The organism is Congregibacter sp., from assembly GCF_965660375.1.
Taxonomy (GTDB): domain Bacteria; phylum Pseudomonadota; class Gammaproteobacteria; order Pseudomonadales; family Halieaceae; genus Congregibacter.
This window is the reverse complement of sequence record NZ_CBFHZO010000098.1, coordinates 58553-82416: the sequence shown is the minus strand read 5'-3', so window position 1 is coordinate 82416 and position 23864 is coordinate 58553. Positions and strand designations below refer to the sequence as shown.

Sequence of the window (23864 nt, the reverse complement as noted above, 5' to 3'; positions counted from 1 at the left end):
TACCGCTTTGAAAGTGGCGGCCCCGGCTCAGGCCTCTACTACTCGTTGAATGGCGGTGAGGACTGGACGCAGCTCACGGTGGAGGACGGCATTCCAAAAGGCGAACTGGGCCGCTCTATTTTTGCCATTGCTCCCAGCGACCCTTCGCGTGTCTATGCCTTAGTAGAAGCAGAGGACTCTGCACTTATCCGCTCAGATGACGGCGGTAGAAGCTGGAAGACCGTCAACGATGAAACCAACATCACCATTCGTCCCTTCTACTACACCCTCCTCGACGTCGATCCCCAGGATCCGGACACCGTCTATAACGTCGAGAGCCGCGTACGGCGCTCCATCGATGGCGGAGAAAATTTTGATTACATCAAAGCCATTGACTGCTGTGCCCCGGGCGAGACGGTGCACATCGATACCCACGCGTGGTGGATTAATCCCAAGGACCCGCAGCACATGATTTCGGGGAACGATGGCGGCATCGCCATCACCCGCGATGGCGGAGACACCTGGCGATTCGTGGAAAATCTGCCCCTGGCGCAGTTCTATCACATCGCTGTGGATAACGCGCATCCCTACCACGTCTATGGCGGGCTCCAGGACAACGGGTCCTGGCGCGGTGACGCAGAAACCTTTGACGTGGGCGGTATTCGAACCCTCCACTGGCGCGAGGTAGGATTTGGTGATGGTTTTGATACCGTGCCGGACCCGGAGATTCCCGATACCGGCTATGCCATGAGCCAGGGAGGTCAGCTGTCACGCTGGAACCTCACTAACGGCGAACAGCGGTTGATTCGGCCGAACCCACCCACACTGGATACGGACCTGCGCTTTAACTGGTCTGCGGGTTTTGCCATTGATCCATTCGATCCCGCCACCATCTATTACGGCAGTCAGTTCCTCCATAAGTCCACGGACCGGGGTCTGACCTGGTCGGTGATCAGCGACGATCTGACGACGGACAACAGTGACTGGCAGTCCTTTCGAACCTCCGGCGGCATCACCCTGGATGTGACCGCCGCAGAAAACTACACGACGATCATCGCCGTGGCGCCGTCCAAACTTACTGAGGGCGTGATCTGGGTGGGCACCGATGACGGCCGCATTCACGTGACGAAAGACGGCGGCGCGAGCTGGAACAGCGTCGAGGATCGCGTTCGCGGTGTACCGGAGCACACCTGGGTTCCCATGATTTACCCAAGCGCCCATGACGAAGCCGTGGCCTACGTAGTTTTTGACAACCATCGTCGAGGCGACTTCACGCCCTACGTCTATCGCACGGACAACTACGGACAAAAGTGGACAAAGCTCAGCGACGACAGTATCAAGGGCTACGCTCTGTCGATTCTTCAGGACCCCAAGGATCCGGATCTCTTGTGGCTGGGTACGGAGTTCGGGTTGTTCCTCAGCCTCAACGGTGGTGACGACTGGAGCAAATACACCGCGGGCGTGCCCACGGCATCGGTCATGGATCTGGCATTTCAGGAACGGGAAAACGATCTTGTCGTAGGTACCCACGGCAGGAGCATCTATGTACTGGATGACATCGCACCCTTGCGTGGTCTCGACGAGGATGACTTTACGTCGCGACTGGCACTCCTTGGCGCATCAGTGGGACAGCAATACGACAGCAATCCCATCATCGGTAGCCGCTTTCTGGGGAACGCCGAATACGTTGCCGAGAACGAGGCCTACGGTGTCATTGTCACCTTCCTCACAAGCGGCGATGACCTCAAGCACCCCGATGCCGCAAAAGAGAAAACGCGTATGGCAATCCTTCGCGCCAATGCGGATGCCAGCGATGAGGATGACAAGGCAAACGCTGCGCCCCGGGCCACCATCACGGTCACCGACCAGAGCGGCGCTCATATTCGCCGTTTTAGCACCGAGGTTCACCAAGGGATCAACCGGGTAACCTGGGACCTGAAGCGGGATGGCCTGCCTCGCCTTCCCGGCGATAGGAAAGCAACCGACGTGGATCTCCCCGGTGGCGTCGAGGTACTTCCGGGCACTTACACCATCAACGTCGCGTTTGACGGTGTAGAACAGTCCGTAGAAGCGGAAGTTCTCGCGGACCCCAGGGTCAGTGTGTCTCTGGCGGCGATGCAGGCCAATCAGGATATGCAGCTCCAGTTGCAGGAGTTGGAAGCTACGGCAAAGCACGCCCTGGGCCAGATCATCACCGCACGGCGGGACCTGGATACTATCGATACCATGGTGAAGCAGGCGATGGATACGGAGGCGCACGCAGCACTGAAGGAGCAGGTGAAAACCAACCAGAAGACCCTCACAGATCTCGAGGCACTCCTTCGCAACCCCAAGGACAACAAGGGTCGCCCCTATACCGACGACATGGCGCTCAATGTGCTGCGGCGAGCAAAGTCTTTCCTGACCTCGACTTACGAGGCGCCCAGCCCCACTGCGATGGTCTTTGCGGACCTTGCCGAGGCACGGGTTAACGAAGCGGTATCGGCGGTCAACAATTATCTCGCCGGTGATTTTGAAGCCCTGCGCAAGACCTTTGGGGAGAGTGAGTTAGGACTGCTGAAACAAGCACCGGTTGCCCTCGAAAAGCAGTAAACACTCAATCGAGCGTCGGGCCGCGCTTAGCAAGCGGTGCGTCTATACTTGGGTTTCGGGGGCCTCGTCCCCGGACACTCAAACTATGGACGGACTTCTATGAAACAGCTGAGCGCAGCTTTTTTACTCTTCCTCTTTTATGCCTGTGCTGCGGGGGCTCTTTCTAAAGGAGCCGAGGACTTCTCCGTTGGCGACATCACGGCAGCCAGGGGAAACCTCAGCTCCGGCTTTCTTGAGATCACTCCGGATAGCGATGAGGACAGCCGAATACCCGTCACCATTGCTCATGGTGCAAGTGACGGCCCCGTGCTCGCCCTTCTCGCGGGCATTCACGGTTACGAGTATCCCCCCATAACCGCACTCCGGGCCCTTCGCTCTGAGATCAATCCCAAAGAATTACAGGGAACGGTCATCATGGTGCACGTGGCAAACATGCCCTCCTTTCTAGGCCGGACGATTTACTACAGCCCCGCCGATGGCAAGAACCTCAACCGGATGTTCCCGGGGGATTCCAAGGGCACTCTCAGTGAGCGTATAGCCCACCAGATCACTACCGAGGTGATCGATCAGGCGGATTACCTCATTGACCTGCACAGCGGCGACGGCAACGAGGCACTGCGGCCCTATGTCTATATGCCCGTCACCGGTGACGCGGCCTTCGACAAAAAAATCCGTGGACTGGCGGTTGCGTTCGGGCTTGATCATATCGTGATGGACACGGGGCCTCAGCACGCCTCGGGACCATCGCTGTTTACCGATCAGACCGCGCTGGAAAGAGGCATCCCCGCTATCACAACGGAGACGGGGCAGTCCGGCTCCAATGATCCCTACTGGTCAGAGATGGCACTGTCGGGCGTTTGGAATGTGCTGCGCCACCTGAGCATGGTGCCCGGCGATGAAATCCCCAATCCCGGGATCACCTGGCTAAGTGACTATCAGGTAATCCAAAGCCCCCAGTCCGGTATTTTCAAGCCTCGCACCCGAGACGGCTACACGGTCACCGAAGGAGCAGTACTGGGCATTCTTGTGGATTTTTTCGGGAACGAAATCACAAAAATCCGGGCACCCTTTTCCGGCATGGTGAATTACGTGATTAGCACGCCGCCGGTGAGCAAGGGCGAGCCCGTTGCCATGATCAGTAAAATTCAGTGAGGCTAACCATGCATTCCCACTTGCCCCGACATTTTCGTCTGCCCCTACACACCCTATGTCTTCTGGCGCTTTTATTCACTGCCTCCGCCAGCAGGGCCGCAGAACTGGAACTGACCAGTGCCACCATCGCCGAGCTCAACGCGGCTATGGATGCCGAGGTTTTGAGCTCCGAGCAACTGGTGCGTCTCTATCTGGATCGTATAACTGCTTATGATCAGCAGGGGCCCGCGCTAAACACGGTGATGCTGCTGAACCCAGCTGCGCTGGAACGGGCCCGTGCCCTGGATGTCGAGCGCAAAACGAGGGGACGACGCTCGCCGCTACATGGGATTCCGGTGTTGATAAAGGACAACCTGGACACTGGGGATATGCCCACCACCGCCGGCTCCTTCCTGCTAGAGGGAAGCGTTCCACCGGATGACGCTTTCGTAGTGCAAAAGCTGCGGGACGCCGGGGCTATCATCCTCGGCAAACTTAACCTCAGCGAGTTTGCCTCCGGGGGCTCAATGAATTCCCTGGGCGGCGTTATCGCCAACCCACACCACCTGGGACGTACACCGTCGGGGTCCTCTGGCGGAACCGGCGCCGCCATAGCCGCGGGCTTTGCCAGCCTCGGACTGGGCACAGACACCGGAGGCTCGGTGCGAGGGCCCTCCTCCGCCAACGGCATTGTTGGTTTAAAAACCACCCATGGACTCGTGAGTCGTGACGGGGTTATTCCCCTGGCGCTGTCCTTTGACACCGTGGGCCCCATGACCCGAAGCGTCACCGACCTGGCTCTGTCTTTAGGTGTCATGGCCGGTGTCGATCCCGCGGATGACTCGACGCAGAAAAGCGTGGGTAAATCCTATGGGGACTACAGCCAGTTTCTGGATGGGGATGCCCTGAAAGGCGCACGCATCGGTGTTGCCCGCGTGTTTATGGGTGATGATGGCGAGGTGGACTGGCTCGTGGAGTCCGCACTGCAGTCCATGCGTGACGCCGGCGCGGAGATAGTCGACGTAGAATTTCCTGACTGGCTTCTGGAATCCCGGGGCAAGTTCTATCGCGCTATTCGCTACCCCGAGTTCAAGGCGCAGATTGCCGACTACCTCGCGACGCTGGATGAAGACTATCCCAAGGACCTTGAGGCGCTGATAAGCCGCGCTATGACCCTCAATGCCAAGCGTGTCGATGGCGTCATCCCCAATCCCAGTCGCTGGTCATTGATGCAAAAAGAAGTGGAGGCCTCGGGATTGGATGGCTATGAATATGAGGCAGTCAAAGCGCACGCTCTTCCGCTAATCACCCAGACCATTGAAGGGCTGATGGGCAGTCACTCCCTGGATGCCATCGTCTACCCCACATCCAGCACGCCGGCGGACCTTGTCGAGCAACCCGCGGGAACGTCGGAGCCCGGCTCTGGCGGATCACCGGTCATCCTCGCAAACCTCTCCGGCCTTCCCGACCTCATATTGCCCATCGGATTTACGGGTCGGGGCATGCCCGTCACCCTGTCGTTTATGGGCAGGGCCTTTGGCGAACCCCGGCTCATTGGTCTGGGCTATGCCCTGGAGCAGCGGCTTCAGGCAATACGCATGCCCGTGCACACCCCACCGCTCGCGGGCGGGTCTATTCGTTACGACTAAAGGTGCTGCGCAGATAATTGGGATAAAAAAACGCCAGGGATGTCCCTGGCGTTGGTCTGACTTCTGAAGGTCCTACTGGGGCGCCGAGAGCACCTTGATGTTTTCCTCGGTCACCATGGCGTTGATGGCAGGCAGACGTTCGCTGAGCAGCGACTCGAGAGCGGCGAGCTCATCGTCAATCTGTCCCGATACGACCTCCTTATAGGCCACGGCCTCATCCGTGGGGCGATAATCTCCTGAGGAAGCATGAGTACCGAGATAAGCCAGACGGTTGTTGAGCTTGATCCCGAAGTTGAGGGGGTCCTGATAGGCCTCGTTACGGGTCTCGTGAATATTGTTCTCGATCACCGTCATCTCCTCGTCCAGAGTCGCCAGCGCCGCAAGAATCGGCACTGCCGAGGCATCGTCACCGTCGAGTTTGCCCCGAAGATAATCGAGGTCCTTACGAAGGGTCCGGATGTCGATAACCGCCTGGTTCGCCTGGGAGAGCTTGTTTCGCACATCAATGAGAAAATCAAACTGCGCCTGAAGATCATCGATGGAACTGGGGACTCGTGGGTCCTTGAGGATCTCAAACTCGCGATCCATGCTTTCCCCATTAACGCTTAATCGCGCCGTGTACTTCCCGGGGACCGCCTTGGGACCCTTGGTGTTGGCCGAATAAAGAATAAGTCCGTCAAAGGACACCGCATCGGGGTAGCGCATATCCCACACAAACAGGTTGGCGCCCTCTTCTAGCTCAAGCTTGAGCGCCTTATCCTCGTCGCCCACATCCGTAGAGAAACGTTTGATCACCGAACCGTCACTCTCCATGAACTCCAGGCTCACCACGTCGGACTCACCGACCTCATCTTCCAGATAGAAGTAGAACATGACACCTGCAGGATGGTTCTCACCCTCCAGCAGCGGGTCCCGGTCACCGCGACCACCCTGGTGGATGCGATAGCTAGGCTTGGGCTCATAAAGATACATCGAGGCATCGGCGACATCGTCGCTCAGTTGATGCAGGGGTGAAAGGTCATCAAGAATCCAGAAACTACGCCCCTGGGTAGCAACGATAAGGTTGCGGTCGCGTACCTGCAAATCGGTAATAGGCACTTCCGGCAGGTTTAGCTGGAAGGATTGCCAGTCGTCGCCGTCATCAAAGGACACATACATACCGTACTCGGTACCCGCATAGAGCAGACCCTCGCGATGGGGATCTGCGCGCAGAACACGGGTGAAGTGCAAGGGCTCAATGCCATCGGTAATCTTGGTCCAGCTCTTGCCATAGTTGCTCGTTTTATAGAGGTAGGGCTCGAAATCCCCCGACTTGTACATGGTGCCGGCGATATAGGCGCCCCCTGCCTGCGACGGGTGGATATCAATGGAATTCCACATGATCATATCGGGCGCTTTTGGCGGCGTTACGTCGGCCCAGGTCTCACCGCCATCGCGGGTTACATGAATCAGCCCATCATCGGAGCCCGTCCAGAGCACGCCCTCCTCGTAGGGACTTTCATTCGCGGTGAGGATCGTGGCGTAGAATTCCACGCCCGTGTTGTCCTGAGTAATGGGGCCGCCCGATGACACCAGGGTCTCGGGGATGGCCCGGGTGAGATCCGGACTGATGACTTCCCAGCTCTGACCTTCGTTGGAGGAGACATGCACCCGATGAGAAAAAGCATAGAGCCTGTCCGAATCGTGATGGGAGAAAAAGGTCGGGAAGTTCCAGTTAAAGCGGTATTTCATGACCTCCACGCCGGATCCCGCAGGATTCAACGGCCAGGGGTTAATAGCGCGCCGCTGGTTGTTTTCGTGGTTGCCGCGATACATATAGCCCTTGTAGGTACCGCCATAAACGATGTCGTTGTTGTCGGGATCGATGGCGTGATAGGCGCTCTCGCCACCGGTGGTCTCCTCCCAGTCGTCCTCCGTGATCGCCACACCATCGGTGCGATGGGGAATACGCACAGAGCTGTTGTCCTGCTGCGCACCATAGATGCGGTAGGGAAAGTGATCGTCCGTGGCAATGCGATAAAACTGCGCGGTCGGCTGGTTGTAATAAGTGGTCCAGCTGTCACCGGCATCGGTGGAGATCTGCGCGCCACCGTCGTCGGCAATGATCATTCGCTCATTGTCTTCGGGGTCTATCCACAGGTCATGATGATCCCCATGGGGCGCCCGGCGCAGACTGAAGCTCTTGCCGCCATCGGTGGAGGTGGCGTAGGACACGTTCATCACGTAAACCTTGTTCTCGTCCTGGGTGTCCGCAATGATGCGCGTGTAATACCAGGCGCGGGAGCGAAGGGCCCGATCGCTGTTGACCTTCTCCCAGCTTGCGCCGGCGTCATCGGATCGGAAAACACCGCCGTCCTCTGCCTCAATAATCGCCCACACCCGATCGGTATTTACCGGAGAGACGGTGACGCCGATGATGCCGCGCGGTGCAGCGGGCATGTTGGGGAGGTCCGTGAGCTTGGCCCAGGTTTCACCTGAGTCCGTACTCTTCCACAAATCTGAGCCGGGGCCACCGCTGGAGAGGCTATAGGGTGTGCGGTGTACGTTCCAGGTACTGGCATAAAGGATGCGAGGGTTGCCGGGGTCAAAGGTAAGATCTACCGCGCCGGAGTCTTCGTTGGCGAACAGCACGCGCTCCCAGTTTTCCCCGCCGTCGGTGCTTTTGTAAACGCCCCGGGCATCACTGGACTGCCAGAGATCGCCCATCGCGGCGACATACACGATATCGGGGTTCGCGGGATGTACACGCACGCGACCAATATGCCGGGTGTCTTTGAGCCCGATAAACGTCCAGGTTTTGCCGGCGTCGGTAGATTTCCAGACACCGAAGTTCGAGGAGACATTTCCGCGAATGGTTTTTTCCCCAAGTCCCACATAGATAACGTTGGGATCCGATTCGGAAACAGCCACGGAACCTACAGAGCCACCAAAATAGCCGTCGGAAATATTCTCCCAGGTGTTGCCACCATCGCCGGTTTTCCAGACGCCGCCACCCACAGAACCAAAATAATAGGTATTACGATCGCCGGGAACGCCCACCACGGTGCCAGAGCGACCACCCCGATAGGGGCCGATAAGACGGTACTCCATGGCATCGTAAAGCTCGGTGTCGTAGGACTCCGCTACGCTTGTAGTTGCGATGGTAAGGGACAGCAGTGCCGTAACAGGTAACAGCAAAGCCAGGGCAAATTTCTGAATTATTTTCACAATGCTTTCCACTCGTGTTCTGTTTCTGGAGTAAGCCACACCGTAGTGCAATCGCGGTAACAGCACAAATCATCGCCAAGGCGATCAGCGTGGCGCCCTCGGGTTCAAGGACCTATCGGCAAGAAAACCGCAAGGATTAACGAATCAGGTGAAAGGACTCCTGGCGTCCCAGCGCCCACTCCCAGCCGTCTTCCCTAAGGATCGCATCCTCCTCCATGGAGAACTTCACGGGCTGATTACCCCATTCAGGCACGGGCTTCACCACGTTCAGCTCTACTGAGTGCCAGGTATTGGCACGGAATTCCAGATCCCCGCGCACCGGCACTCCGCCCTGATAGTCGGTCATCCCCAGAGGCACACCGGCAGCGTGCCCGTGGTAACCGATAGAATGCCAATAGACAGTGGCATCCAGGCCCTCTTTCTTTGCTTTGACGAGCGATGCGGCCAGGGCATCATTACCGCTTCGTCCCACCCGGGATTCTTCGCGGGTGATGTCCTGGAGGCGCATGGCGGCGCGCAATCCGGCTTGCAGACCTTCAGGGGGTTCAAGCTCGCCGGCGCGCAGCACGTAGGCGTTGTGCTGAGTGTCTGTGGCGAAACCCAGATACATAATGCCGAAATCGGTCCAGAGCATGTCACCACGCTGGATGACTTCGTCACCACTGAAGCGCCCTTCCCTTCCCTCTCGCTGGATGCCTACAGAAGGATGGAACCACCCGCCCAGGCCGTACTCTGCCACCGTTTGCCGCATCCACCAACGAACGTCGTTGGCGGTGGTGACACCGGGCACAATCACTTCATTGGAGAACGCCCTGCCGATCACCGAATGGGCTACGCGCATAATGTGCCGGTAAAAGTCACTTTCTTCCGGCAGGCGCGTCTCAAGCCATCCCACCACCAGCATTTCGGCGCTGACGATACGATCGGTGTAACCCTCGAGGGCATCAAAAAGCGCATCACGTTGCACGGCGGTCAGACCATCGGCGTGATTCCAGCGCTCGGACATATTGATGCCAATTTTTTTAGGATTGCGCTCCTCGACCAATTTACGCAGGCCTTCAAACTGTTTTTCATTATGGGTGGGCACAACGGTATACAAGTTCTGATAGTTAAAGCGGCCGACGGAGAGAGTTTCAACGCCGAGTTCCTCACCCCGGTCGTGGAACACCAGGATTGTGCGCCGTCGGGACGAATAGGTTTCAAACGGGGCCAGAGAGCGAAACACGGGGTCATCGTTGTATTCCCGGGATATGACGATCCACATGTCGATGCCTTCACGACGCATCACCTCGGGGAGCACGGTTTGCAAGCGCTTTTCCAGCCAGCTTCGCACCAGGGGCGCCTGCTCTCTGTGCGTAAGCACACGCTCTTCAGGCACAAAGGACGGCTGCATGGGTACAACGTAGGCGCCATCACCTTGCTCCGCGCCATGACCTGTTGTGCTAAAAGCCAACAGAGAAAGCATAAGACCCGTGGCGAGAGCGCGTCGCGGAGGGACTCGTGACCCCTGCGCGGAAGACGGATCCCCATAAAATGTACGGAAAAGACGACCCTTCAGAATCCTGCCAATCATTATTTGCTGTCCTTTTGTTCTGCCTTTCAAGAAGACCCTAGGCTACTACCCCTACTCTGGGGTATCCACAACCGGGCTTTGGTCATTGGCTGAAAGAATGCGCCGGAGAGCCTCACCCACACGATCACTTTCCAAATGATACACATGGCCACCAAAACCCAGATCCTCGAACTCGCTGACATCCACGACGTCAACCTCCTCCGCCTCAAAATCCTCATCCTGTCCCAGACGCTCGCCCAGGTTGAGCGTGCGCGAGAGCATTAACAAGCTGTCGGCGGATGACACCAGCAGAGAGATATTGCGGACGCGCTGCTGGAGCCGCGGCAGCACGTCCACAAAGCGGTCTGAATCGATATCCGCCGCCACCAGGATCAGGTTGTTAAAGAGCCGGCCGTCTTCTGACGCAGGAATCTCACTCAATACCAGGCGCGAACCCATGCTATGCGCAATGATGTTGATACTCTCATGACCGAGGGCCTTACCCAGATCGTCAAGAATTGTAAGGATCTGCGGCATACTTTCCGCAAGACGACGCTCGTCCTGTCGATAGGTCACGCCCCAGCGACTCGCGGGCCAACTGATCAACAAAAAACGATCAGCGAAACCCGTTCGATAGGCCACCATCGCGGCCTCCCGGCAGGCACGGCGCAAACTGGTGTTGTAACCATGAAGGTACACAAGCACACCTTCTTCGGCATTGGCTTTGAATGATCGGATAAGGTCTTCTTTAGAGCGACTCTCCAGAGAGCCGTTCCTTGCCTCCAGATCGCCCCCCACATAGAGAGCGATATCACATTGCCCGCCGCTGACCGCCGCCACGTCGGTCGTGTAACGACGCTCACCGTCACTCCCGGCTTCCACTGCACGTGTCGTGAGAAAGGGAATGGTGAGATCCAATATCACCTCGTCAGGGGAGATAGTTTGCGCTGGCGAGGGCAATACCCAGGCAAGAAAGACTAGAAAAGTGATCGTTCGCAATGGGTGGCACCCTGCTATGAAAGGAATGAGAATCGTGACTTGCGAGATTATAAATTGTGAGGTTGTAGAATAAATTCATGCCCCGTCTCGACAAACAGCTCAGCACCGTCACCGGCACGCCGCGTAAGGCCCTGCGCTTGATGCTCGCACAGGGCAGGGTCACCGTTGATCAAATCGTCGCAAGAGATGCCTCCCAGGCCGTGGGAAAGTTCAGCCATATTGCCGTTGACGGCAAGACCGTGCAAAACAAGGAGCCGTGCTACCTCATGCTGCACAAGCCCGGTGGCGTCGTATGCGCGACAAAAGATCCCCGGCACAAAACAGTATTGGACCTGATAGACCATCCGCTGAAGGACGAGCTGCATATTGTGGGACGACTGGACTATCACTCTACCGGCCTTGTGTTACTGACCAACGATGGAGTCTGGTCACGACAATTGTCCCTCCCTGATCAGGGCTTGCTTAAGCGTTATCTCGTCACTACGGAAAAATCCATCACCCGGGACTGTTTGAAGGCATTCGCGGAGGGCATGTTTTTCGCTTTCGAGGGAATCACGACGCGGCCCGCGGAGCTCCGGATTATCGATGCACACACGGCGGAGGTTGCCCTGACGGAGGGGCGCTACCATCAGATCAAACGCATGTTTGGTCGCTTTGACAACAAGGTGCTGAGTATTCACCGCTTCGCCGTGGGCGCTTATCACCTCGGTCCGCTGGCACCGGGGACAACAGTCGCCGTGCCAAAAGATCCAAGGCTGGCGCTTACATTGCCTCCGACTGTCTGTAGCGCTCCAGCTCGTCGCTAAGCCAGTCTCTGGAGGTGACAGAGGGACTTCCGGGGCAATTGATAAAATAAGGCTTCCCGGTCCAGGAGCTTTCACTGGCAAGGCGCTCGATAAACTGGTCAGCGCTTTTCGCATAACGCTTTCCACGACGGTACTTCAGACGCAGATGATCGGCCGCATCGGTCGCCTGGTGCTCATCGCCATTTCGCATAAACAGGCAGCCACTCTCTTCCACGCTGTTAATCAAGTAGGTGATTTCCCGATCCGCAGGCGTCGCTGGATCAGCCCGCAGCTCTGCACTGAAAGACGCCAGCATCCACAACAGGGCGGGAAGTAAAAGTGGTCGAGTAATGATCACGGCATGGATTCCTGACTACCATCCGGTTTTGAATTCAGGCCTAAAACTACCACCATGGGATTATGGTCTGAAGACGATACTTCAAAGACCTCGGCGTCTTCGATTGTCATACCCCGTACAAAGATGTGGTCCAGCGGACGACCAAAGGCAGTGTGCCGATAATCGGCAGCGAACACCACGGGCATTAACCCCAACGGCGAGACCAGCTCTAACAGAGCGTTCTGCCGCCCCTGTCTCCAGGTGTTGAAGTCCCCGGACAACAGGACCGGTCCCTCAAAGTCGGCCAGGACCTCAGCTACAGCGTTTAGCTGCTTCCGATAACCCAGCAGTCCAAAGCTAAAGTTCAGCGCGTGCATGTTGACAACAACAAGGCTGCCTTCGCTGCCACTGATTGCATATTCAGTGACATTTGTAGACTTCGGCGTACCCAACCACGGCTCCACCGCATTTAGCCGGCACTCCGCGCGGGGCCGCACGGCGCTAAAGGTCACCACACCCGTGATGTCCGAGCCTTTCACATAGCCCGGTGAGAACGCGGCGAAGGGGGTCGCTGACAGCTTATCGGGTAACCCCATACTCAAAGCCGCTTCCTGTAACAACACCAATGCTTTTCCGCTGGCGTAGCGGCCAAGGTCAGCGGACCAGCCGCTCTCCTCACCTTTCTTGACGTTCCAGTTCAAGACCGAAAGATTGCCGGACAGCACGGCAGGCGAAGAGCCGGACGGCGACGATCGCCCCAGGGACGAGCCACATTCCGCCGCGCTCATCAAGGGGGCAAGACGAAGACCGCGAAACTTCTCGTAGTTGTTCGCCGTCTCCCCGAGGCCCGGCGGGTTGCCTGCGCAGGACCCAAGTAACACTGCAGCCAAGCATGCGATCGTTGATTTTTTTAAGCTCAATATCGGGTCATCACCAGAAAAGACTCTGATTGTAACGATGCGAGTCGTAGCATCGACCACGCCCGCTTTTCTTATTTCCGATAGTCCAGCGCGGGCTCCCGATCGCCCAGCAAGGCCTGATAGCTAAAGTCCGGGCCGGTGCGGTCCTCAAACTCCGCTTTGGCCTTTGCGAGGGTTTCAGGCTGTCTATAAAGATCCACGGCACTCAGGGCCAGGGTTTTGGCCGCTACCATCATGCCCTTGTAGCCAATGTCCGTACCGCCGGCCGCGACCGCCTGCCAACTATGCGCCGGCGTGCCGGGCACCCAGGTGGCGGCGCGCATGGCAGCCATGGGCACTGTCCAGCTTACGTCACCGGTATCCGCCGAAGCTTTACCTCGGGTAAACACCATGGGCTGCACCTCAGCTGCTGATTCGATGAATGGCAGTTTGCCGGGCAGCGTTTTTTGAATCTTTTGAGCAAAGGCAATGTCTTCCTTGCTGTAGTCAACACCCCCTACCGCAGACAGATTCTGGTGCAAAATCCCGGCGAGAGTCTCGTTGGGCAGACGAGGATACGTACCACCGATGATCTCGTAGCTCATCTCGGTCTCCGTACCCATGGCAGCACCCTCGGCCGTTCTCACCACCCGATTCCACACCGAGCGCACTTCATCCACATCCTCATGTCGGATCACGTAATAAACTTCCGCCGTTTTAGGGACGATGTTCGGCGCGTTTCCGCCATCGGTGATGACGTAGTGGATACGGGTGGGTTCCGTGGTGTGCTCCCGGAGCATGTTGACCATGTCGTTCATGGCTTCTACGCCGTCTAGAGCGGAACGGCCCCGCTCCGGCGCCGCTGCGGCATGGGCAGAGCGACCGATGAAGCGAAACTTGCCGGAGATGGTTGCGAGATTGGTGCCCGGGTTCGCCGTGTTGGCATCGCCCGCGTGCCAGCTGATCACCGCATCCACATCGCTAAACAGACCAGCGCGGACCATGTAGACCTTGCCGGAACCGCCTTCCTCGGCGGGCGTGCCGTAGTAGCGGATAGTCCCCGGGGTGCCGGACTCGAGCAACCAATTTTTCACCGCGACTGCCGCTGCGAGGGAGGCCGTGCCAAAGAGGTGATGACCACAGGCCTGCCCCGGTGCTCCATCCTCAAGGGGCTCTTCATAGGGAACGGCAGCCTGGGACATACCGGGAAGCGCATCGTATTCACCCAGAATGCCAATCACGGGACCATCATTACCAAAGGTGGCTGTAAACGCCGTAGGCATACCCGCGACTCCCGTTTCTACGGAAAACCCCTCTTCTTCCAGGGTGCTCTGCAACAGACGAGTGCTCTCAACCTCGAGATACCCCAGCTCGGGACTGGACCACAGTGTTTCTGCAATGGATTGATAACGCTCGTAATCATTATTGAGAGCGGACAGTATGTCGTCCTTGTCGCTCTGTGCGGAGGAAAGAGCAGAAAAGCTTATTAAGGCCAGTGACCCCAGCCATGAAAAACTACAACGATTGCGCATGATTGCTACCCGAAAAATTTGCTTCAGAGCGAGCAAGAGTGCCCTCTGGGAACACTCACGGCAAGAGTCCGATATTCACCCCCAGGGAATGGGACTCGCCCGGTGCCAGGGTAATCACGTCTGTGACCACATTGCCCGTCTCGACACAGACCATTTGACGATAAGCACCCTCCTCAAAATCACCCATTCTCGATGACTTATGCACCCAGGGGTTCCAGACTACGGAAGAATGACTCCCCTTCTTGTGGATAGCTATGGTGCGCTGCCGCGACTCATCCTCAATGAACTCATCGCCACTGGCATTGAGAAAAATGCGATCAAACTCTTCATCAAAGCGTACATCCCCCGCATGGCGAAATTGTTCATTGCTCAGAGCATCGATGCAGTCTGCACCATCAAGGCCACGTACTGCTGTGTGAGCTATATCTCCAACGCTGAAATAAGAATGGAGGGCGGCCGTAACTTCAACAGGCCCTGAGTCGCTGTTGATCATCTTAAGCGTGATGGAAAGATTGCGACCTATCGACACCTGTAATGCCAGCTGAAAAGCGTGAGGCCACAAAGACCGGGTGTGCTCATCGTCCTCAAGGAAAAAAGTCACCTCGGTGCTGCCATCACTCTTCTGCTCGGTTGCGGTCAGCTCCCAGAACCGATGGCGTACAAAACCGTGTGAAGGCCTATGCTTATCCAGATGCACACCAAACCAGGGCCAGCAGATGGGAATACCGCCGCGCACAGATTTACCCTCGGCGTAAATCGCGGCTCTGCTGACCCATAGCAGATCTTCTTCACCTTTGGGCTGAAAACTCAGTACCTGAGCGCCATGCACTGCGATTTTGGCCGTCGCGAAGGGGTTGCGCACCTCCAGCACCGGATAACCGGGGGCGATGTTCTGAACACTCACATGACCAGGAATCGCGAAGCGTTCCTGCAGCAATGCCGATTTCACCTGGGTAACTTCCTGTAGCGCCCCGGATAAGGAGCTACTTCGGCACCCGCGTTGCCTGCCAGGTACTGGCGCGCCACTGTCCTGCACTCTGCTCAAACACACCCGTGTTCAGATAATAGTCAACAGTACCGCTGGGGGATTGCGCCACCAGCCGGAAGGTCACCACAGCGATATCGTCGGCGAGTAGTTTGATGTTCACCTTGTCGGAGGAATAGACGGGCGTTTCGGCGTCGGACGCGGGCGGTTCTCCCATGTCCTCCAAGATACTGTCTTTGCCGTAGCGTGCACCGCTGGCGCTGGTATAGACAAGATCCGCTGACCAGAAGCGCTCATGCATGGCTGCGTCATTGACCGAGGCGCCGGCCAAGAACTCGTCAAGAAGGGCTCCGAGTTCCGCGCGGTCATCAGCAAAAACAGCCGCGCTGGCCATAAAACACACAGCTACCAGGCTTGCGCCCCCTCGTCTGAACATCGCAGTATCTCCACCGACCTGCGGCCGCTTGTCGAAAGGGAGATACTGCGACAGAAGTGTCGCTGCCGCAACTACTCAGGACGTGCGTCAGGCCGTGCTGCGGTTGCCATTGCTTGCGCGGCTGCGAGCGCCGCCGCCACTTCCCCGTCGGGCGTTCTGTCCGCCAGCACCGGGGCGACCGCTCCCCTGGGAGCGGCCGCGACCAGCTCCGTTGCCACGACCACCAGCACGGCCGCTGTTCTGGCGTCCGCCACGACCATTCTGTATGGGCTCAGCCTTGATGCTGGGATCGATTTCAAAACCGGGGAGATGCACCTTCTCGATGCTCGAGCCCAACAGCTTCTCGATATCACGAAGGAGCTTCAGCTCATCAACGCATACCAGGGATATGGCGTGACCTTCCTGCCCCGCTCGAGCGGTGCGCCCGATGCGATGAATATAGTCCTCTGCCACATTAGGCAGCTCGTAATTGACTACGTGGGGTAGCTTGTCGATATCAATGCCCCGCGCCGCAATGTCCGTAGCGACCAGTGCTCTGACGGTGCCGGACTTAAATTCTGCGAGAGCCCGTGTGCGCGCACCCTGGGATTTATTGCCGTGAATCGCTGCTGAGCTTATGCCGTCTTTACTGAGCTGCTCCGCGAGGCGATTGGCACCATGTTTGGTGCGGGTAAAGATCAGCACCTGTTGCCAGTTACCGTCGCCGATCTGCTGGGACAGCAATTCCCGCTTTCGACCCTTATCGACGGGATACACCAGCTGACTCACCAGCTCCGTCGCGGTATTCTGGGGTGTGACCTGGATCTGTTCGGGGTTCTCTAAAAACTCTGAGGAGAGCTTTTTGATCTCATTGGAGAAGGTCGCGGAGAACAGCAGCGTTTGCCGTTTCTTTGGAATGACCTTCATCACGCGCCGGATATCGTGAATGAATCCCATATCCAGCATGCGATCTGCCTCGTCCAAAACGAGAATCTCGATTTTCGATAAATCGATGCTCCGCTGTTGCACATGGTCGAGAAGACGGCCGGGGGTCGCTACCACCACGTCCACGCCCTTGATGAGTTTTTGCTTCTGGGGGTTAATGCTGACACCCCCAAAAATCACCGCGGACCTGAAGGGCAAATAGGCGCCATAGTCGCGCACGCTTTCGTGCACCTGTGCCGCTAACTCCCGTGTGGGAGTCAGCACCAGCGCCTTTGGAAAACTCTTACCGTTGCCCGGATATTTGTTTTGCAGCCGCTGCAGCATGGGCAGGGTGAAGCCCGCCGTTTTACCCGTGCCTGTTTGGGCGCCGGCAAGCAGGTCATTGCCCTCCAGGACCAATGGAATAGCTTTTTCTTGGATAGGGGTGGCTTTGTCGTAACCTTGTTTTTCTACTGCGCGCAGCAATTCAGCCGAGAGGCTGAGATCTTTAAATAACACGTAATGTATTCCTGATGTTGTCTTGCGAATCGTCTGACAGACCTGCACAACGACGTTTAAGAAAACATCACCGTTTAAGCAGAGGTTCGGTCCAGACTGGGATTGCTGAGGATACTAGCCCCCGCAGAGTGCGAGGGCTTAGCTGTGGCGCAGACCGAAGTACGCCTCGAAGACGCGCACCTTAACAGAGCTGGAGATAATTAAAAGCAGAGAATTTGGCTACTCGATCAGATAGTACGAATACCATCAGCATCCAGCGTGATGATGCGTTGCTTGTACAAGGCACCGATGGCCTGCTTGAACACCTTTTTACTCACGCCAAACACCGCGTAAATCTCCCGCGGGGGGCTTTTATCGGTAAGCGGCAGAAAACCGTCGTTGTCTTCTAAACGCTCGAGAATTTTCGCCGAGACCCTATCGATCTTAGTTTTATTGAAGCCCGGCTGGTTGAGCGACAGGTCAATGCGACCGTCACTGCGAATGCGCTGCACAAACCCTGTCAGCACCTGACCCTTTCGAACGCGCTGATAAAGCTCATTGCTGTAGAGCAGTCCCCAGCACTGATGATTGATGATTGCTTTGTAACCGAGCTCCGTGCGTTCGGCGACGATCAAACTCACTTTTTGCCCCTGGGACAGCGCCGCTGAGCTATCGTCGATCCAGTGATCCACCCGGGTAGAACCCGTCAATCGTCCCTGGTTATCGAGGTAAACCATCACCAGGGTGTGGCCGCCTTTCTTGAGAAGGTGCTGCTGCTCGGCAAAGGGAACGAAGAGGTCCCGCGGCAGGCCCCAGTCAACAAAGGCGCCCAGATCATTAACCTCCACCACCTCTACCCAGGCAACCTCTCCCAGCTGTGCTGCGGGTTTTTCCGTAGTGACCGCAGGCTGGCCACTGCTATTAAGGTAGGAAAACACCTCTAGACTGTCGCCGGGCCGTACTGTGTCGGGGCAGAGCCGGCGGTCAATGGACAAACGCCCCCAATCTCCCCCGTCGAGAATGGCGCTGTGAGCACCTAGCTCAAGGATTTCCAAACTGTGAAATCGACCGATCTCGCGATCCATTCTGCTACCCATGGTTTCTGTTCAGGGCGCTATCCTAGTCTATCGGCGGTCTCGGGTCGCCCGAGTCCTGACGCTCATCTCAGGCGAAGAACCCTGATCAGGACTTACCCGCACCCTGAAACTCCTGCACGGCCTTCAGGATCTGTCTGATGGTAATCTGCCCGATAAGACGTCCATCTTCTACTACCGGTCGCCGGCGCTTATTCTGTCGGAGCATATCCTGGGCGACATCGACAATATCTTCTCCCGGGTGCGCAACAATAAGATTCTCAGCAGTCATGTAATCCCGAACGGGACCAAATCCATCCTTGTTATATACCGCGCTGAGCACCGCACGCAGACAATCCATTTCGGAAAGCACGCCCACCAGCTGATGATCATCTTCAACAACGCACAAGCCGGAAATCTTGTTGTCGCTGATGATAGTCATCGCCTCAAAGACGCTCACGTCCGGTTTAATCGTCACCGGGTGCTTTACCATGTAATCTCGCAAACTCACTGACTTAAGCATTTTCTTCCTCCCGACGCCCTTCGCGTCACCCTTACTAAAATACGCCTTGGATCTGATCTATCAATAGCTGAGGCAAAATCCCCAACAGCAAGATCACAAAGATGAGAAACGGCACGACGATAGTGCTTGGCAGGTCCGAGTCGATGGCGGTCGTGTCTTCTGCAGGCTTCTGGCTCATCTGAAAAACAACCCGCAGGTAATAGTAAATCCCGATAGCACTCCCCAGAACCCACGCGGCCAGCAGGAGCCATTGCTCACCGGCCACGGCAGCAACAACCAGATAAAACTTTCCGATGAACCCCGCCGCCAGAGGAACACCGGCGAGGGAGAGCCCTCGTATACGTTGGGGGTCCAAAGATGAAAAGGCGCCGCCGACCGCTTGAACGCAATACCGCTGAGTATCAGCACTGCCGCCGTTGCAGTCACAGCGGGTGTGAGCTCTGAGTACCTGAGCCCCGCAGCGAGCTCCGCTCCGAACAGCATGGTCGCCCACGGACAGCAGCTCCAGCACTAACCGGAGGGAGGCCATATGGCTCGAGTAAACCAATACCACCGCACCTAGCGTTGCTAACAGGATGAGCAGGTAATACTCGTCCCCCTGATCGCTTAATCCCGACAGATAGTCCCGTGAGAGCAACAGACAGCTAGCGGCACTCAGCGCAAATAGCGCTGCGTCGCCAACACAAAAAACATGGCACAGGCTCCCATGCGTGGCGCGCTCTGCCACAGCCCCGCCATCTGGCGCATATCTCGGGTATGCAAACGATGCTGCTACTCGCCAGCCAGCATAAATAGCGCGGCAGAACTCACTCCGTGGGTCAGCATCTGAAACACCGCGCCCTGAAAGGCCAGTTCATTGAATACATAAACGTGATGATCGGCCACTGCCTCCCTCACATCCACAAAAAAAGCAAGCGAACCATCATCAAAAGATAGTATCCACGGGCATTGGCCAGACTTTGCCGCGATAAACATGCCGCGCGTAGCGCATCGCGGCCCAGACGCGCATTATTCCCATGGACTGTTCTCGACCCCGCAGCCGCACTCCATTAAGGTGGGCACTTCCCCATTCACTGCATTACCACCGCCTGCTTATCCCATGGCGCGTCAGCTCTAATTTCAGGATTCAACCATTGATCTCCACCGCAAACATCACCATGCAGTTCGCTGCAAAGCCCCTCTTTGAAGACATCTCCGTCAAGTTTGGTGACGGCAACCGCTACGGCCTGATCGGCGCAAACGGCTGCGGCAAGTCAACGCTGATGAAGATCCTTGATGGGAGCCTGACACCCACTTCGGGTAACGTCTCCCTATCGCCAAACGAACGCCTGGGTAAGCTCAACCAGAACCAGTTCGCCTATGAAGAGTGCACCGTAGTCGACACGGTGATGATGGGTCATGAGGAGCTTTGGGCAGTGAAAGAGGAGCGGGATCGGATTTACTCGAACCCGGACATGTCCGAAGAGGATGGTATGCGCGTGGCTGACCTGGAAGTGCAGTTTGCCGAGATGGATGGTTACTCCGCAGAGAGCCGAGCAGGAGAAATACTCACCGGCGCCGGTATAGCCCAGGAGCTGCACCACGGCCCCATGAGTGAGGTGGCCCCCGGCTGGAAGCTTCGGGTGCTGCTGGCCCAGGCACTGTTTTCAGATCCCGACATCCTGCTCCTGGACGAGCCGACCAACAACCTTGATATCGACACCATTCGTTGGCTGGAGAGCGTGCTCAATCAAAGCAAATCCACCATGATTATCGTCTCTCACGACCGGCATTTTCTGAATGCGGTGTGCACGCATATGGCAGATATTGATTACGGTGAGCTGCGCGTGTACCCGGGAAACTACGACGATTTTATGACGGCCTCCACGGCCGTACGGGAAAGACTGCAATCGCAAAACGCCAAGAAAAGCGCGGAAATCGCCGATCTCAAACAGTTCGTGTCCCGCTTCTCGGCCAACGCCTCAAAGGCAAAGCAGGCAACATCTCGCGCTAAACGTATCGAGAAAATCAAACTCGAGGATATCAAGCCGTCCAGCCGTGTCAGCCCCTACATCCGGTTCAAGCAGGAGAAAAAGCTTCACCGTCAGGCCGTTGTCATCGAGGAACTCGGCCATGGCTTTGACGAGGGCCCCCTGTTTGAAAACGGCAGCCTCATCCTGGAGGCCGGTGCCCGGCTTGCGGTCATCGGTGACAATGGTGCAGGTAAGACAACGCTCCTTCGCTGTTTGATGGGACAACTGGAAGCAAGCACGGGCAGCATCAAATGGGCCGAGAGCGCGACCCTGGGCTACTGCCCCCAGAATACCAACGATGAGTTCGACACAGACCTCAACCTCTTTGACTGGATGAGCCAGTGGCGCAAGCCCAGTCACGACGATCAGATAGTGCGAGCGACCCTGGGACGCCTGCTGTTCTCCTCGGACGACTTTCTAAAGAAAGCGAAAGTCTGTTCCGGAGGTGAGAAGAACCGACTGCTCTTTGGCAAGCTCATGATGATGGATACCAACGTGCTACTCCTGGACGAGCCCACCAATCACCTGGATATGGAATCCATCGAAGCGCTGAACCTGGCCCTTGAGCACTATGAGGGCACCCTCATTTTTGTCAGCCACGACCGCGAATTTGTCTCGTCTCTCGCTACTCGAATCGTGGATATCCGGGACGGAGAGTTGGTGGATTTTCAAGGCACCTACGACGAGTATCTCGCGCACCAGGAAGCCCAGGGCAACATCGCCCTCGCCTCCTGAAGCACGGCCACGGTCACCGCGGCGACGGGGCTTCGATGGAGAACAGGCCCGGGACTTGGGCCCGGGTAAGAGCGATCGCTGCAGCAAACGCCGGGGTGGGATTAGGGCTGCGACTCGCCGGGAAGCTGCGCCTCCCAGCTGAAGGGCGCATACTCTGGTAACGCCAGTTCGCTGTCGGGCGCTTGCTGCGCCTGCTGCCGCAGGGTGACGATATCCCGCTGCAAAGTCGTTCGGTAGCGCCAGACTTCCCGCCACTGCTCAAAAAAGGCCTCGCTGGCCTTGCCGGTCTCATCTTCAGTTCGCATACCCGGTACCAGGTGCTCGTAGGCGCTCTGGAGTCGCTGTGCATTCTCCCCCTCAAAGGACGCAACAACAGACGCCTGAGCATCGGGCAGCGGCACGAACTGTGGTGCGGGATTTGCCGCATAGGCCGCAAAGTACTCGGCGTACTTTTCCCGGGGTACAGAATCCGCAGAACCCCAGATATGCATGTCCTCGCGATTGATCAGGCGCTCCGTTTGCGCATTGATAATCATCACCGTGGGCGTGGCAAAATAATGCGCCTGATCAAAACGCCTGGTCACCTCGCGCAAGTCTTTAAAATAGCCCACATCTACAAAAACCGTTTTGTAGTACCTCTCGATAATAGCCGCCACGGCGGGATCCGTGAATTTCTCCGCCAGCCCCCGACTGTCGTGACACCACTCGGCGCCCATTACCAGGAGCAATAGCCTGCCTTCCTCCTTTGCCGCTTTCAGGGCACGCTGCACATCGGCCATGGGGTCGTCCGAATCGACGTAAACCGAACTTTGTGGAGTTGACGCGTCTTCTGCAAAAGCAACATTCATCAAGACCGTCGCCACAGCGAAACAAACCGCTATAAAAAAAGTCGAACCCAATCTCTGCATTATTTTTCCTCTGGCAAACGCCGGAACATGCTCCAGCAGGATGATCGACCGCTACCATCGACGATGGCGATCGCTGGAGCTGAGCCTGTCCCTGCGCAAGTCTCCATAAACCTAGCCGTTTTTCGAGGCGTGAACTCTGGCTCCCTGCTACAGAAAACTCAAGCCCTTTTATCGAATGCACGGCGGACGGCCTTGTCCGCAGCCTCCCGGCCTAATGCGCTGCCGCGGTTAAGCTTGCCAAAAGCCCTCACTGCCGCTGCAAGAGCTCCAGGGACACATCAACGGTGACGACGAGGGACTGCAGTGCCGCAGCGCGAGCCTTCCCCTCTGCAGAGGCACGAAAAAAATGCGGGGTCATGAGTAGCAGATCCGCGATGGAGTTTTGATCAAGCGCTGTTGTTTCAAAGTTGAGCCCCGATTTATGGAGTAGCGTAAAGCCTGCCGGCAAATCCGGGGCCGGCTTTTGCGCCTTCAGCTGCGGATAGATGATTTCCCGCAGCTCTCTGAGATGATCATTTCCGGTCTGAACCCGCAGAAGCACGCCCCTGTTTTTTAGTATGCGGGCAAAGGACGGAAAATCCGGGAAGCCAAACATATCCATGACGACGTCCGCAGACTCATCCTTCATGGGGATATTACGATTACTGGCTACCAGCCAGGTGCCCGGAAAACGCCGCGCCGCCACTTGCAAGGCCCATTTCGAAACATCAAAGCCCACAATCGCGGGTTCTGGAAGCCCCACCCCCAACGCGTGATCATGAAGGTGCTGCAGGTAATACCCCTCACCACATCCCGCATCGACAATCAGACCAGGATCCTCCATAGGAGGCAGGAGAAGTGCGGCAATGCGCTCCGCCACGGCGTGATAATGGCCCGCCTCCAGAAACCGATGACGGGCAGCAATCATGGCCTGACTGTCACCGGGATCTTTAGAACGCTTATCCTGCGCCGACAGTAAATTGCAGTAACCCTGCCTCGCTCTGTCAAAGCTATGCCTGTCTGGACAGCGCAAGCTGTTGCCATCCCACTCCAGGGGCAAACCATCCAGGGGGCAGCACAGCGCGGGGTGATGTTTAAAGGACATGGCAGTGGCGCCCTCGCAAACCTTGCCGGGAAGTTGTCAGCAAAA

At 57.0% G+C, this 23864-nt stretch carries 19 protein-coding genes; 5 read left to right on the top strand and 14 right to left on the bottom strand.

The features are described 5' to 3' along the window. The 3 genes from ACTG3T_RS09635 to ACTG3T_RS09625 all read left to right on the top strand — a co-directional run. Positions 1-2571 (top strand): hypothetical protein (locus ACTG3T_RS09635; RefSeq protein ID WP_439102053.1); only part of this gene is annotated, 2571 nt, incomplete at its 5' end. Positions 2572-2670: 99 nt separating this feature from the next. Next, on the top strand, positions 2671-3723 hold the full coding sequence (locus ACTG3T_RS09630; RefSeq protein ID WP_439102052.1) for a M14 family metallopeptidase: 1053 nt from the start codon (positions 2671-2673) through the stop codon (positions 3721-3723). 8 nt (positions 3724-3731) lie between these two features. Then, positions 3732-5351 carry an amidase family protein gene (locus tag ACTG3T_RS09625; RefSeq protein ID WP_439102051.1) on the top strand — a complete coding sequence of 540 codons (1620 nt, stop codon included), beginning with the start codon at positions 3732-3734 and terminating at the stop codon, positions 5349-5351. Between the two features lie 72 nt (positions 5352-5423). Here the strand turns inward: ACTG3T_RS09625 and ACTG3T_RS09620 are convergent, their stop codons facing one another. The 3 genes from ACTG3T_RS09620 to ACTG3T_RS09610 all read right to left on the bottom strand — a co-directional run bounded on the left by ACTG3T_RS09620 (position 5424) and on the right by ACTG3T_RS09610 (position 11109). Beyond that, positions 5424-8558, bottom strand: coding sequence for a VPS10 domain-containing protein (locus ACTG3T_RS09620; protein WP_439102050.1), 3135 nt, complete (start codon positions 8556-8558; stop codon positions 5424-5426). 136 nt (positions 8559-8694) lie between these two features. Continuing rightward, positions 8695-10011: a M24 family metallopeptidase gene (locus ACTG3T_RS09615; protein ID WP_439102049.1), complete on the bottom strand. Its 1317-nt coding sequence runs from the start codon at positions 10009-10011 to the stop codon at positions 8695-8697. 171 nt (positions 10012-10182) lie between these two features. After that, positions 10183-11109, bottom strand: coding sequence for an alpha/beta hydrolase (locus ACTG3T_RS09610; protein WP_439102048.1), 927 nt, complete (start codon positions 11107-11109; stop codon positions 10183-10185). Positions 11110-11186: 77 nt separating this feature from the next. On the opposite strand from ACTG3T_RS09610, the gene ACTG3T_RS09605 reads away from it, so the two are divergent. Further along, complete coding sequence (locus ACTG3T_RS09605) at positions 11187-11915, top strand: pseudouridine synthase (RefSeq protein WP_439102047.1); 729 nt, start codon at positions 11187-11189, stop codon at positions 11913-11915. Here ACTG3T_RS09605 and ACTG3T_RS09600 read toward each other — a convergent pair. The 9 genes from ACTG3T_RS09600 to ACTG3T_RS09560 all read right to left on the bottom strand — a co-directional run bounded on the left by ACTG3T_RS09600 (position 11872) and on the right by ACTG3T_RS09560 (position 19807). After that, on the bottom strand, positions 11872-12252 hold the full coding sequence (locus ACTG3T_RS09600; RefSeq protein WP_439102046.1) for a DUF5329 domain-containing protein: 381 nt from the start codon (positions 12250-12252) through the stop codon (positions 11872-11874). The genes ACTG3T_RS09605 and ACTG3T_RS09600 overlap by 44 nt on opposite strands. Beyond that, the gene (locus ACTG3T_RS09595) at positions 12249-13112 is read right to left on the bottom strand and encodes an endonuclease/exonuclease/phosphatase family protein (protein WP_439102056.1); all 864 of its coding nucleotides are present in this window, start codon (positions 13110-13112) and stop codon (positions 12249-12251) included. The genes ACTG3T_RS09600 and ACTG3T_RS09595 overlap by 4 nt, the downstream gene beginning before the upstream one ends. 110 nt (positions 13113-13222) lie before the next feature. Beyond that, positions 13223-14662, bottom strand: coding sequence for an amidohydrolase (locus tag ACTG3T_RS09590; RefSeq protein ID WP_439102045.1), 1440 nt, complete (start codon positions 14660-14662; stop codon positions 13223-13225). Positions 14663-14717: 55 nt separating this feature from the next. Continuing rightward, entirely contained in the window at positions 14718-15611 is an 894-nt protein-coding gene (locus ACTG3T_RS09585; RefSeq protein WP_439102044.1) for a D-hexose-6-phosphate mutarotase, read from the bottom strand. 34 nt (positions 15612-15645) lie between these two features. Then, entirely contained in the window at positions 15646-16083 is a 438-nt protein-coding gene (locus ACTG3T_RS09580) for a nuclear transport factor 2 family protein (protein ID WP_439102043.1), read from the bottom strand. A gap of 87 nt (positions 16084-16170) precedes the next feature. Continuing rightward, positions 16171-17505 carry a DEAD/DEAH box helicase gene (locus ACTG3T_RS09575; protein ID WP_439102042.1) on the bottom strand — a complete coding sequence of 445 codons (1335 nt, stop codon included), beginning with the start codon at positions 17503-17505 and terminating at the stop codon, positions 16171-16173. Positions 17506-17732: 227 nt separating this feature from the next. Continuing rightward, a complete protein-coding gene (locus ACTG3T_RS09570; RefSeq protein ID WP_439102041.1) occupies positions 17733-18581 on the bottom strand; it encodes a CvfB family protein in 849 nt (282 codons plus the stop codon). Positions 18582-18666: 85 nt separating this feature from the next. Further along, complete coding sequence (locus ACTG3T_RS09565) at positions 18667-19080, bottom strand: CBS domain-containing protein (protein WP_439102040.1); 414 nt, start codon at positions 19078-19080, stop codon at positions 18667-18669. 34 nt (positions 19081-19114) lie between these two features. Then, on the bottom strand, positions 19115-19807 hold the full coding sequence (locus tag ACTG3T_RS09560) for a proton-conducting transporter transmembrane domain-containing protein (RefSeq protein ID WP_439102039.1): 693 nt from the start codon (positions 19805-19807) through the stop codon (positions 19115-19117). 406 nt (positions 19808-20213) lie between these two features. On the opposite strand from ACTG3T_RS09560, the gene ACTG3T_RS09555 reads away from it, so the two are divergent. Then, on the top strand, positions 20214-21827 hold the full coding sequence (locus ACTG3T_RS09555) for an ABC-F family ATPase (protein ID WP_439102038.1): 1614 nt from the start codon (positions 20214-20216) through the stop codon (positions 21825-21827). A 101-nt stretch (positions 21828-21928) separates the two neighbouring features. On the opposite strand, the gene ACTG3T_RS09550 is transcribed toward ACTG3T_RS09555, so the two are convergent. Beyond that, entirely contained in the window at positions 21929-22675 is a 747-nt protein-coding gene (locus ACTG3T_RS09550) for a thioredoxin family protein (RefSeq protein ID WP_439102037.1), read from the bottom strand. A 307-nt stretch (positions 22676-22982) separates the two neighbouring features. After that, complete coding sequence (locus ACTG3T_RS09545; RefSeq protein WP_439102036.1) at positions 22983-23819, bottom strand: putative RNA methyltransferase; 837 nt, start codon at positions 23817-23819, stop codon at positions 22983-22985. Positions 23820-23864: the final 45 nt, after the last annotated feature.

Bases quoted from the DNA above. Each gene is read 5' to 3' on its own strand.
- ACTG3T_RS09630 (WP_439102052.1), top strand. From the start codon at position 2,671: ATGAAACAGCTGAGCGCAGCTTTTTTACTCTTCCTCTTTTATGCCTGT.
- ACTG3T_RS09625 (WP_439102051.1), top strand. From the start codon at position 3,732: ATGCATTCCCACTTGCCCCGACATTTTCGTCTGCCCCTACACACCCTA.
- ACTG3T_RS09605 (WP_439102047.1), top strand. From the start codon at position 11,187: ATGCCCCGTCTCGACAAACAGCTCAGCACCGTCACCGGCACGCCGCGT.
- ACTG3T_RS09590 (WP_439102045.1), bottom strand. From the start codon at position 14,662: ATGCGCAATCGTTGTAGTTTTTCATGGCTGGGGTCACTGGCCTTAATA.
- ACTG3T_RS09580 (WP_439102043.1), bottom strand. From the start codon at position 16,083: ATGTTCAGACGAGGGGGCGCAAGCCTGGTAGCTGTGTGTTTTATGGCC.
- ACTG3T_RS09570 (WP_439102041.1), bottom strand. From the start codon at position 18,581: ATGGGTAGCAGAATGGATCGCGAGATCGGTCGATTTCACAGTTTGGAA.
- ACTG3T_RS09565 (WP_439102040.1), bottom strand. From the start codon at position 19,080: ATGCTTAAGTCAGTGAGTTTGCGAGATTACATGGTAAAGCACCCGGTG.
- ACTG3T_RS09550 (WP_439102037.1), bottom strand. From the start codon at position 22,675: ATGAATGTTGCTTTTGCAGAAGACGCGTCAACTCCACAAAGTTCGGTT.
- ACTG3T_RS09545 (WP_439102036.1), bottom strand. From the start codon at position 23,819: ATGTCCTTTAAACATCACCCCGCGCTGTGCTGCCCCCTGGATGGTTTG.